An 11,323-nucleotide genomic window follows, 5' to 3' on the forward strand; every position below is an offset into this window, starting at 1 on the left:
CTTATTATTTGCGCTTCTCTTGAGCCTCCGGGTGCGCCTGGTAGTGGCTGGTGTTCCTCTGGGCCGTGCGGGCGGGGCCGCCGACGCGCACGAGTTCGTCATCCGGCTGCCGGACGGCTACGACACAGTGGTCGGCCAGCAGGGCAGACTGCTCTCCGGCGGGCAGCGCCAGCGACTGGCGATCGCCCGCGCGATGGTGAGGGACGCACCCGTCCTCATCCTCGACGAACCGACCGCCGGCCTGGACGCCGAGTCGGGTCTGCGGATCCTCGAACCGCTTCAGCTGCTGATGACCGGCCGGACGACGATCATCATCTCCCACAACCTGCTCACCGTCCGCAACGCCGACCGGATCGTGCTGCTCCAGGGCGGCCGGGTCGCCGACTGCGGCACCCACGACACACTGCTCGCGCGCAGTGCCGCCTACGCGCGACTGAACCGGATGCACGGTCTGCCGGACCACGCGGTGGAGGTGCTGCACCGAGCGGGCGTCGACGGGCACGGCACGGCGGGTGAGGCCGCCACCGCACGATGGGAGGCGAGGACATGAGCCGGACCAAGGCGCCGGACCTGCCGCCGCTGGAGGCCGGAACGATCGTCGCACCGGGATACCAGGTACTTGCGCACCTCTGCCGCACCGGCTGGCTGGACCTCTACGACGCGTGGAGCGAGGAGCGGGACTGCCGGTGCGTGGTGAAGGTCCTGCGACCGGACCGGCGCCATGACCGGCGGCTGCGCGAGCGCCTGCTGCAGGAAGGCCGCTGGCTCCAGGCGTTCACCCACCCGCACCTGGTCCGTGCCTACGAGACGGTCGAGTCACCGGAGCCGTTCGTGGTGCTGGAGACCCTCACCGGTGAGACGCTCGCCCACGTCATCGAGCGCCGCCGCCACCGCCTGGCCGCCGACGACCTGGCCCAACTCGGCCTGCACCTGTGCTCGGCCGTCCACTACCTGCACGGCCAGGGCCTGCTGCACCTCGATCTGAAGCCCTCCAACGTCGTGATCGACTGCCGCCGCGCCAAGGTCCTCGACCTGAGCATCGCCCGCCCGCCGGGGCCGGGCCGCGCCGGGGTCGGCACCTTCTGCTACCTCGCCCCGGAGCAGGCCCGCGGCGGTGCGCTCACCCCGGCCGCGGACGTCTGGGGCATCGGCACCACGTTGTACGAGGCCGCCACCGGCGACGTCCCCTTCGACCCGGGGGAGACCGTCGAGGGTGGCTACGACTCCGACGGCCCGTACGACGCGTACGGCTCGTACGACGCGGACGGCGTGGACGGCGTGGACGGCGTGGACGGCGAGGATGACGCCGACGCGGACTTCTGGTACCCGCAACTTGAGGCGGCGGCGCCCCCGGTCGCGACGCGTCGGCGGCTGCCCCACGGCCTCGCCGCAGCGATCGATGCCTGCCTCCGGCCCGACCCGGACGCCCGGCCGACGGTCCGGGCACTGACCGCGGCCCTCGATGCCCAGCTGCCGCAGCAACAGCGCGCCGTCAGGGAGCCGGCGGCCTGATGCGGCGCAGCCGGCACGGCTGCTGCCGTTGTGTTGTTGTGTCGTTCGGCCGCGACGCCGCGACGCCGCGCTGCCGTGGGATCGCGCCGCTGTGGGACCGCGACGCCGCGACGCCCATGGCGGCCGGGCGGCACGGTGGCGCAGCAGCCCGGCGGCACGTCAGACCGGCAGCAGCCGGGTGATCAGCTCGCCGAGCCGGCGGGCGTTGCGGCAGGAGTGCATCTCCACCGCCTCCGCGTACGCGAGTGCCGCGGAGTCGCCGGAGCCCCAGAGCGAGGGCTGTTCCGGGTTGAGCCAGTACACCCGTCGGGCCCGCGAGGCGATCAGGCGCAGCGCGGGGACGTTCGGGTCCCGGTGGTTGTTGCGGGCGTCGCCGAGCACCAGCACGCTGGTGCGCGGGCCGACCGCGTCCAGGTGGTGCTCGGCGAACTCGCCGAGGGCCGAGCCATAGTCGCTGTTGCCGTGGTGGCCCATCACCTTGGCCTCGGTGAGGATGCGGCGGGCGAGTACGGCCGGATCGGCGCCGCCGTCCTTGGCCAGCAGCCCGGTCACCTCGGCGGTGCGGTTGACGAAGGCGAACACCCTCACCTTGCTGAACTGGTCGCTCATCGCCTGCACCAGCAGCATCGTGAAGTCGGCGAAGCCGGCCACCGAACCGGAGATGTCACAGAGCAGCACGATCTCCGGCCGGGCCGGTCGGCGCAGCCGGTACGCCGGGCGCAGCGGCACGCCGCCGGTGGAGAGAGAACGGCGCAGGGTGCGGCGCAGGTCGATCTCGCCGCGGGCGGCCCGGCGCCGCCGCGCGGCCAGCCGGGTGGCCAGCTTCCGTGCCAACGGGTGCACGGTGCGGCGCAGTTCGGCGAGCTGGTCACGGCCGGCCGCGAGGAAGTCGATCCGGTCGGCACTGGGGGCGACGGCGCGTTCGGCGATCCGCTCGGTGCCGCGCAGTTCGGCGACCCGGCGGCGGGCCTCGGTGCCGACCATGGCGCGGAAGCCCTGGATGCGCCGGCGGATCTCGTCGGCCAGGAGGCGGTCGGAGACGTCCGCCGGGGTGTCGGGGGCGGGGCCGTCGCGCAGCGCCGCCAGGACGCGGGCCAGCAGGGTCTCGGGCGCGAGCCGGCCGAGCGTCTGGTGGGCGGACCACCCGTCCGAGCCGGGGGCCGAGCCGACGCCGTACCGGCCGAACGCGGCCACCGCCTCGCCGGCCAGGCGGGCCTGGGCGGCCCGGTCGTCGGCGGCCAGTGCAGCGGCGAGCCGCTCCCGCAGGTCCTCCCGGACGGCCTCCGGGGTGGCCTCGTCGCCCTCCGCGGAGCCGTCCCGGGCGGCCTCGGGGGCGCCGACGCCGGCCGGGAAGTACAGGTCGAACGTCGCGTCGTAGACGCCGCGCTGGCCTTCGGAGCGGAGCAGCGCGGCGGCCAGGCCGGCCCGCAGCTGCTCCCGGTCGGCGAGGCCGAGGACGTCGGCCACGGCGGCCGCGTCCACCGTCTCGGCCGGCCCGATCCGCAGCCCGTGGCCGCGCAGTGCCCGGACCATGCCGGTGAGCCGGGCGGCGAGGTCGGCCGTACCGGGGGCCTCACCGGCGCCGGCTGTACCTGCTCCGGCGGTATCTGCTCCGGTTGTACCGGCGCCGGCTGTACCTGCCACGGCCGTGCTTGCCTCGGCTGCGACTGCACCCGTTGCAGCCGTTCGGGTCGCAGTCGTTCCGGACCTGTCCGGTTCTGCCGGAACACTCATGCCAGGGTGAGCTTCCGGGTGGCCTTCAGGATGTCGTCCTGGTGCTTGAGGATCACCCCGAGGGTGTCGCGGACGACGGCCTCGTCCAGGGTGTCCGCGCCGAGTGCGAGCAGGGTGCGGGCCCAGTCGATGGTCTCGGCCACCGACGGTGCCTTGCGCAGCTCCATCGCCCGCAGCGCGCCGACCACCCGTACCAGGGACTCGGCCAGCGTGGCGTCCAGGCCGGGGACCTTCATGCGGACGATCCGGCGCTCCAACTCGGCCGCCGGGTAGTCGAGATGGAGGAAGAGGCAGCGGCGGCGCAGCGCCTCGGACAGCTCGCGGGTGGCGTTGGAGGTGAGCAGGACGAAAGGCCGCCGGGTGGCCGCGATGGTGCCCAGTTCCGGGACGGTGACCTGGAAGTCGCTCAGTACCTCCAGGAGCAGCGCCTCCACCTCGACGTCGGCCTTGTCCATCTCGTCGATCAGCAGCACGGTCGGCTCGTCGCCGCGGATGGCGGTCAGGAGCGGGCGGGTGAGCAGGAACTCCTCGCCGAAGATGTCGGTGCGGGCCTGGTCCCAGCCCTCGTCCCGGCCGGCGGTGATCCGCAGGAGCTGCTTGGCGTGGTTCCACTCGTAGAGCGCGCGGGCCTCGTCGATGCCCTCGTAGCACTGGAGCCGGACCAGCCGCGCCCGGCCGATCTCGGCCACGGCCTTGGCCAGTTCGGTCTTGCCGACCCCGGCCGGGCCCTCGACCAGCAGCGGCTTGCCCAGCCGGTCGGCGAGGAAGACGGTGGTGGCCACCGCGGTGGAGGCCAGGTATCCAACCTCGGCGAGCCTGGCCTTGGCGTCCGCCGCCGACTCGAAGAACCCGGTGCCGTCGCCGCCCATGTGCTCCACTCCCCGTCGATAGCCCTGCCCGGTGCGTCTGTGCTCCGCACCCTACCGGCCGGTCACTTCGCTGTCCCGGGTCGGGCGGTCGCGGGGCCGCAGGGTCGCAGGGTAGCGGGGTCGCGGGGTTGCAGGGGTGCGGAGGCTCGGGCTCACCGTTGCCGTCACCCGGGAACGGGGAAGGCGGCGTGCGCCACCAAGGGTGCCGCACGCCGCTCGCTGTTCCGGCCGTCCGTTCTCCGGACCGTCCATCGGTCCGGCCGACCGCTGCTCCGCCGGCTCACGTCGGCCGGTTCACTTCTGCCGGTCGGACGTCAGCGGGCGGAGCCGGGCGTCAGTTGACGTAGATGTGCGGGCTGCCCGCGACCGAGCTGTCGACGACCGGCCCGTAGGTGGCGGAGAAGTAGCCGGTGGCGAAGCAGGTGCTGGGGCCGGAGACCTTGGCGAACGCCTGGGAGGCGAACCCGATGGTCTGCCCGGTGTTGTTGGTCGTGCCGGAGATGTTCCCGGGCGCACGGTAGACGCAGGTCGTGGGGCCGAGGATGGTGTTCAGCACCACCGTGGTCTGAAGCGGGCCGGCGGTCGGGCTGAGAGTGACGGGGTTGCCCGCGGCGTCGCTCACCGAGTTGGTGTAGGGCAGGTTGTTGACCGTGATGCTCTGCACGGAGATGACGCCGATGACGTTGGCGGTGCAGGAACCGAAGGTGTGGCTGTTGAGCTGCTCCGTGGCCACGCCCGGCGCGGCCGGGTTGCCGGTGACGGTGGCGGAGAAGGAGGAGACGGCACACTTGATGCCGCTCGTCCCGGTCGCGCTGGAGTAGAAGGTCGCGTAGCTGCCGGAGGCCAGGTTGGCGGTCAGGACGTCGCCGACGGCGACGTCGGTGCCGGCGGCGCCGAGGCCGCCGTAGGTCAGTACGGCGGGACCGGCGGCCTGGGCGGGGGTGACGGCGGCGGTGGCCAGGGCGATGGCGGCGAGTGCCGCGGCGCCGAGGGTGCGGCGGATGCGCATGGGGTGCCTCTCTCCGTGCGGAGTTCTGGGTGGGGGAGCCTGCGGAAGTCGCGCGGTGGTACGCGTGGTGCTACGCGCGGCGGGTGACGCAGGGGTGCCGCGGCGGGCGCGGCGGAGTGGGTGCCGGGCGGCGCGTGGTGATGCGTGGTGGCGCGTGCCGGCACGCCGGCGGTGCACTGTGGGGGAAGGTGCGTCCGGTGGTGCGGCGGGTCCGGCGCCACGGGCCCGCCCGTACGGCGAGGAGGTGCAGGGAGTGCGTGGGGTGCATGCCGACGGCTGCCACCGGCGCATGCGTTCGCCATACTGAACAGTCGGAACGCGTGAAGGCCCCCGGCGGCTGATGCCGCGAGTGGGAAACCTGCGAGTGTTGTAAACCAGCCCTTGCGTCAATGTCAATACAGAGCACAGGAGTTGGCGATGAACCGGGATGCCCTCCAAGGCGCCGAGGCGCTGCTGTTGCCGGGCGCGCGCACCGGCCGTGACCCGGCCCGCTCCATCAAGCGCGGCCCGAGCCGGCTGCCGCCCGGGGTGGTCGCGGCCACCCAGCGCGAGCGGCTGCTCGACGGCCTGGTCCACACCGTGGCGCAACACGGGTACCAGCACGCCACGGTGAGCGACATCTGCCGCGCGGCGGGCGTGACCAGGCCGGTCTTCTACGAGCTGTTCAGCGGCAAGGAGGACGCCTTCCTCGCTGCTCACCGGTACGGCACCGGGGTGGTGATGCGGCGGATGGCGGCGGCGTTCGCAGCGGCGCCCGACTGGTGCACCGGAATCCGCGAGGCCCTGCGTGCGCTGCTCGGCCTGCTGGCGGGCGTGCCGGCGTTCGCCACCATGGCGGTCATCGAGATCGAGGCGGTGGGCCCGGCCGGGCGCCATGAGATCACCCAACTCCTCAGCCGCTTCCGGGCGTTCTTCGCCGAGGTGCCCGAATCCCCCGGCGGTGTAGAGGGGGAGGTGCTGGTGGACGCGGTGGTCGGCGGCGTCTATCGCACTCTGCACCGCGCGGTGGACGCCGGGCGGACCGAGCAACTTCCAGATCTGCTACCGGCGTTGAGCCTCTTCTGCCTGGCGCCGTTCCTCGGTCCGGCAGAGGCGGTCCGCCGGCTCTCGGCTTCGCCACAGCCGGGTGACGGTGCGTCAGAAATGCCCGTGAGTGATCCTTCGTGCACCCGTATTGACCCGCCGGATACCGGGCAGTAGCTTTCCAGTTACCGACTGCGGTCCGACCGGCCCGCCCCGCTGCCAAGGGGCGGCCCACCGGCCGGGCCGCAGAACGCTGTCCGCGCCAGGGCAACGTGCCAGTGCCTGCACATCCCACCACCCGAGGGAGCACACATGGCCACGTCCGAGGACGCCGCCCCCACAGCCGAAACCACCGGGACACCCGCCGGAACGAGAGGGAGGGTCCGGCTTCGGCGCACCGCGCTGATGGCCGTTCCCGCCGTCGCCGTCGGTGCCGTCCTGATGACCCTCACGGCGCAGGGCGTGCTCGCCGCCCAGTTCGCCATCTCCGGGATGCCGTTCACCGTCACCGCCGACAGTCTGGACGGCGTCGGCTTCGAGCAGTTCGGCAGCCTGGACCACATGATCGACGGCAGCCCGAACGCCGGCGACACCGGCGGCCAGGTACTGGTCGCCGTCTCGGCGATCAAGCAGGCCGAGCTGACCAAACTCTGCCAGAGCGTCGACCTCGGCGGCATCAACCTGCTGATCAGGGCCGGCGACGGCGGCACCCCCGTCACCGCCACCGACCTCACCACCGACTCGGACCTGCTCTCCGGCGACGCGTCGTTCAAGAACATCGAGATCGGCGGCGACGCCAGCACCTACACCAAGGCGGGCGTGAAGGGCTTGCCGGGCGTGTTCGGGCAACAGGCCGACACCGTCACCATCAAGAACCTGCGGCAGCACAACTACGCCACCACCGCAGGGGCGTTCAAGCTGCCCAACCTGCGGCTGAGCTTCAGCTCGGAGGGCTGCTGACGGTGGCCGCCGATCCCGTACCCGACGCCGACGGGGCACCCGAACAGGCCGGCGCACCGGGCCGGCCCGCGGTGCCTGACGCAACGCCCGCATCCGGGGGCTGGCGAGGCTGGCGGGGCCGGCGGCCGTTCTGGGGCGGTGTGCTGGTGCTGCTGGGCGGCGCGGAGATCCTCTTCACCCTGCGGGCCCCGCTGCCCGTCGTCCTGCACATCGGGATGCAGGGTCTGGCCGGCTACCTGGTACCGGTCGTGATGACGGTCTGCGGCGTGCTGATCCTGCTCAACCCCGCCCAACGGCTGTTCTACTCCGTCCTCGCCGTCCTCAGCTCGCTGGCCAGCTGGATCACCTCCAACCTGGGCGGCTTCCTGGTCGGCATGATCATCGGAGTCCTGGGCGCCTGCCTCACCTTCGGCTGGCTCCCCGACCAGCCCCCACGCCGCCGCCGGCTCCGCCGCTCACCAGCCACCAAGGCACCCGGCCCGGCCGAAGCCTGACCCGGCTCCACCCAAAGACGCGGCGCCCCACCCCCGGTGATGGGAGAGCACCGGGGGCGGGGCGCCGTGAACTGACCTCATCGCTCAAGTGGCGTTCCGGAAATCCAGGTCCGACGTCCCGTGTTCCAGTCGGCTGCGGCTGGCGACGATCAGATGGTCGGAAAAGGGATGCCGTCATGGTGGAAATGCGCGGCGAAGCATTCCGTGGCCATTGATCTGGCGCTCTCCATCGGCCCTCCGGGTCTCAGGCGACAGGGGACTTCCGTATCGGCAGTCAGGCGCGCGGGGGCGAGAGCGGACAGCCCCTTCCTGTAGGAGGAAGGGGCTGCTCGCAGTGCTCAGATCGTCGAGGTGTCGATGACGAAGCGGTAGCGGACGTCGCTGGACAGAACCCGCTCGTAGGCCTCGTTGATCTGGTCGGCGTTGATCAGTTCGATCTCGGCGCCGATGCCGTGGGCGGCGCAGAAGTCCAGCATCTCCTGGGTCTCCGGGAGGCCGCCGATCATCGAGCCGGACAGCGACTTGCGGCCGACCAGCAGTGCGTGGGCGTTCACGCTGACGGGCTTCTCCGGCGCCCCGACCTGGACCAGTGTGCCGCCGGTGCGCAGGAGGCCGAGGTAGGCGCTCAGGTCGAGGTCGGCCGAGACGGTGTTGACGATCAGGTCGAAGCTGCCGGCCAGCTCGGTGAAGGTGGCCGGGTCGGAGGTGGCGCGGTAGTGGTCAGCGCCGAGCCGCAGACCGTCCTCCCGCTTGCGCAGCGACTGGCTGAGCACGGTGACCTCGGCGCCCTTGGCGTGCGCGATCTTCACGCCCATGTGCCCGAGCCCGCCGAGGCCCACGATCGCGACCTTCTTGCCCGGGCCCGCGCCCCAGTGGGTGAGCGGCGAGTACAGCGTGATGCCGGCGCAGAGCAGCGGCGCGGCGACGTCCAGCGGCAGTGCGTCCGGGATGCGCAGTGCGTACCCCTCGTCCACCACCAGCTGCGAGGAGTAGCCACCGTACGTCGGCTCGCCGTCGCGGCCCACGCCGTTGTAGGTGAAGACGGCGCCCGGGGTGCCGGAGCAGTACTGCTGGAGCCCGGCCAGGCAGTTGTCGCACTCCCGGCAGGAGTCGACGAAGCAGCCGACGCCGACCCGGTCCCCGACTGCCCAGCGGGTCACACCCGGGCCGACCTCGGCGACCACGCCGGCGATCTCGTGGCCCGGCACCATCGGGAAGATGCCGTCGCCCCAGTCCTCGCTGACCTGGTGGATGTCGGAGTGGCAGATGCCCGCGAAGCGGACGTCGATCAGGATGTCGTGCTCGCCCACGGCCCGGCGCGCGACGGTGGTCTTCTCCAGCGGCGCCTTCGGGGCCGGGGCGGCGTACGCGGAGACCATCCGCGGCTGTGCGGTGTCCGTGGTGCTCGTGGTGCCCTTGGTGCTCGTGGTGCTCGTTCCGGCGTTCGTCGTGTCCGTCGTGTTCGTCATGTGCTTCAGCCTGCGCCGACCCGGTCCGGGCAACCAGATCAGAGCTTGTCGTACGCACGGCCAACGTACGACTGGCAGGCTCACCCTCATACTGGGCCGCATGGACCAGCGCACCGAACTCAGCGAATTCCTCCGGTCGCGGCGGGCCCGGCTGCGCCCCGAGGACGTCGGCCTGCCCGACCACGGCACCCGCCGCCGCGTCCCCGGACTGCGACGGGAGGAGTTGGCGCAGCTGGCGGGCGTGAGCACGGCCTACTACATCCGGCTCGAACAGGGCCACGGGGAGTCCGTCTCCGTCGCCGTGCTGGACTCGATCGCCCGCGCCCTGCGGCTCACCCAGGCCGAGCGCGAGCACCTCCAGCGGATCACCAAGCCCGCCCGGCGCCGGACGGGGCGCGCCGCGTCCAGCCGCCCGCAGCAGGTCCGGCCGGCGCTGCAGCAGCTGCTCGACGCGATGGAGGGCGTGCCCGCCTACGTACTCGGGCGGCGGCTGGACATCATCGGCTGGAACCGGCTCGGCAACGCCCTGCTCGGCGACTACTCGGCGATGCCGCCGGAGCAGTGCAACATGGCCTGGCACGTCTTCCTCGACCCCGCCGCGCGCGAGCTGTACGACGACTGGGAGGGCAAGGCCACGGACGTCGTCGGGATCCTGCGGCTGGACGCCGGGCGCGACCCCGACGACCCCCGACTGGCCTCGCTGATCGGTGAACTCTCCCTCAAGAGCGCCGACTTCCGCCGTCTCTGGGCCGCCCACGACATCCGCGACAAGGGCCACGGCACCAAGGAACTGCACCACCCGGTGGTCGGCCGGCTCACCCTGCGCTACGAGACGCTGCGCCCGGCGGGTGAGCCCGACCTGGTGCTGGTGACGTACCACGCCGATCCCGGCTCCACCTCGGCCGAGTCGCTGCGGTTGCTGGCCAGTTGGGCGGCGACCGGCCCGTCGGGGGACGGGGAGGTCGGGCGGGAGGCCGACAGGGTGGTCGAGGTGTCGGGCGATCTGTCGGGCGACCCGTCCACGGGTGGGCCTGGCGCCGCGTCGACGGGCCGGAAGTCCTCTCCGGAGGCGTCCCGTTAGTCCGGTGGTCCCGCTCCCGCCGGGACCACCGGCCCTACCCCGGCCCTTCCGCCCGGCCGTGTAATGGACCTGCGGCGGTCAGGGCCCACCCCTGCCCGGAATCGGCAGAAGTCCCTTCGGCTGGGTGAACTCACGCTGAACAGAGGCAATCTGACGGCTGGTTAGGCTTTCGATCATGGAGATCGTCAGCACCGCCACCGAGTACGACCAGTTGATCGCACGCCACCACGCCATGCTCCTGCGTCGCCAGATCCTTGCCCCGTCGTCGCAGTTGTCGCAGTCGTCGCCGCCGTCGGCCGGGGCGGCGCAAGCCGGAACGCCCCGAGCCGCTCTTCCCCATGGCGGTGCGCCCCACGACGGCATGCCCTACGACGGCGTCGCCGACCAGCGGTTGATCCTGGACAACCTCGGCCCGGTCGCCCCGTTCGCGGACCTCATCGACCACCTCTACGACTCCATGTTCCGGCGCCGGCCCTTCCTGCGCGGCCTCTTCCCCTCCTCGATGGAGTTCCAACAGGCCCACCTGGAGCGGATGTTCACCCATGTGATCGAACACCTCCACCGGACCGACGAGCTCGCCGACACGCTCGCCCGGCTCGGCCGCGACCACCGCAAGCTGGGCGTCCGGCCGGTCCACTACGAGGCCTTCGAGGAGGCGCTCTGCGAGGCGCTCCGGTACCGCGCCGGCTCCCGGTGGACGGAGGAGCTGGAGGCGGCCTGGGTGCGGATGCTGCGCTTCGCCGTCGGGGCGATGGTGGCGGGCGCCGAGTCCGCGCTCACCGAACCCCCGTACTGGCACGCCGTGGTGGTCGGTCACGAGCGCCGCCGCCCCGACCTCGCGGTGCTGAGGGTGCGCACCGGCGAGCCGTACCCGTACCGGGCCGGCCAGTACGGCACGGTCGAGCACCCGCTGCTGCCGCACTCCTGGCGGCAGTACCCGATGAGCCGCGTGCCGCGCGCGGACAACGAGCTGGAGTTCCACGTCCGCGGCACGGGCGCGGGCGCGGGCGGAGTCGACGAGGCCCTGGTCGAGCACACCGCCGTCGGCGACCGGCTCCGCCTGGGCCCGCCGCGCGGCACGCCGGCTCCCGAGGGCGGTGGCCGCGAGCTTCAGCTGGCGGCCCACGCCCCGGCGCCCTGGCGCTGAGGGGGCGGGGGGGGGGGGCGGGGGG

11 protein-coding genes are annotated in these 11,323 nt (G+C 72.7%); 7 read left to right on the plus strand and 4 right to left on the minus strand.

Translation table 11 applies throughout. The features are described from left to right. Positions 1-43 precede the first annotated feature (43 nt). A complete protein-coding gene (locus ACFC1F_RS40430; protein WP_376166427.1) occupies positions 44-550 on the plus strand; it encodes an ATP-binding cassette domain-containing protein in 507 nt (168 codons plus the stop codon). Beyond that, positions 547-1,512 (plus strand): serine/threonine-protein kinase, encoded by a 966-nt coding sequence (locus ACFC1F_RS40435; RefSeq protein ID WP_376166429.1) that lies wholly within the window; start codon positions 547-549, stop codon positions 1,510-1,512. Before ACFC1F_RS40430 ends, ACFC1F_RS40435 begins: the two co-directional genes overlap by 4 nt. 159 nt (positions 1,513-1,671) lie before the next feature. On the opposite strand, the gene ACFC1F_RS40440 is transcribed toward ACFC1F_RS40435, so the two are convergent. The 3 genes from ACFC1F_RS40440 to ACFC1F_RS40450 all read right to left on the minus strand — a co-directional run bounded on the left by ACFC1F_RS40440 (position 1,672) and on the right by ACFC1F_RS40450 (position 5,124). Then, entirely contained in the window at positions 1,672-3,045 is a 1,374-nt protein-coding gene (locus ACFC1F_RS40440; RefSeq protein ID WP_376166442.1) for a VWA domain-containing protein, read from the minus strand. 197 nt (positions 3,046-3,242) lie between these two features. Next, positions 3,243-4,115 (minus strand): AAA family ATPase, encoded by an 873-nt coding sequence (locus tag ACFC1F_RS40445; protein ID WP_376166444.1) that lies wholly within the window; start codon positions 4,113-4,115, stop codon positions 3,243-3,245. Positions 4,116-4,449: 334 nt separating this feature from the next. Further along, on the minus strand, positions 4,450-5,124 hold the full coding sequence (locus ACFC1F_RS40450) for a Tat pathway signal sequence domain protein (RefSeq protein ID WP_376166430.1): 675 nt from the start codon (positions 5,122-5,124) through the stop codon (positions 4,450-4,452). Between the two features lie 417 nt (positions 5,125-5,541). On the opposite strand from ACFC1F_RS40450, the gene ACFC1F_RS40455 reads away from it, so the two are divergent. From ACFC1F_RS40455 to ACFC1F_RS40465, 3 genes are all read left to right on the plus strand, one after another. Continuing rightward, a complete protein-coding gene (locus tag ACFC1F_RS40455; protein WP_376166432.1) occupies positions 5,542-6,324 on the plus strand; it encodes a TetR/AcrR family transcriptional regulator in 783 nt (260 codons plus the stop codon). 135 nt (positions 6,325-6,459) lie between these two features. Continuing rightward, positions 6,460-7,107 (plus strand): DUF6230 family protein, encoded by a 648-nt coding sequence (locus ACFC1F_RS40460; RefSeq protein ID WP_376166434.1) that lies wholly within the window; start codon positions 6,460-6,462, stop codon positions 7,105-7,107. Positions 7,108-7,178: 71 nt separating this feature from the next. Further along, positions 7,179-7,601: a DUF6114 domain-containing protein gene (locus ACFC1F_RS40465; protein WP_376166436.1), complete on the plus strand. Its 423-nt coding sequence runs from the start codon at positions 7,179-7,181 to the stop codon at positions 7,599-7,601. A gap of 338 nt (positions 7,602-7,939) precedes the next feature. Here the strand turns inward: ACFC1F_RS40465 and ACFC1F_RS40470 are convergent, their stop codons facing one another. Further along, positions 7,940-8,980, minus strand: coding sequence for an NAD(P)-dependent alcohol dehydrogenase (locus ACFC1F_RS40470; RefSeq protein ID WP_376166445.1), 1,041 nt, complete (start codon positions 8,978-8,980; stop codon positions 7,940-7,942). A 190-nt stretch (positions 8,981-9,170) separates the two neighbouring features. Between ACFC1F_RS40470 and ACFC1F_RS40475 the strand changes: the two genes are divergently transcribed. Beyond that, positions 9,171-10,151, plus strand: a complete 981-nt coding sequence (locus tag ACFC1F_RS40475) for a helix-turn-helix domain-containing protein (RefSeq protein WP_376166438.1) — start codon at positions 9,171-9,173, stop codon at positions 10,149-10,151. 175 nt (positions 10,152-10,326) lie between these two features. Next, on the plus strand, positions 10,327-11,298 hold the full coding sequence (locus ACFC1F_RS40480) for a globin domain-containing protein (RefSeq protein WP_376166440.1): 972 nt from the start codon (positions 10,327-10,329) through the stop codon (positions 11,296-11,298). Positions 11,299-11,323 lie beyond the last annotated feature (25 nt).

The sequence above is a fragment of the Kitasatospora sp. NPDC056181 genome (assembly GCF_042266225.1).
Taxonomy (GTDB): domain Bacteria; phylum Actinomycetota; class Actinomycetes; order Streptomycetales; family Streptomycetaceae; genus Kitasatospora.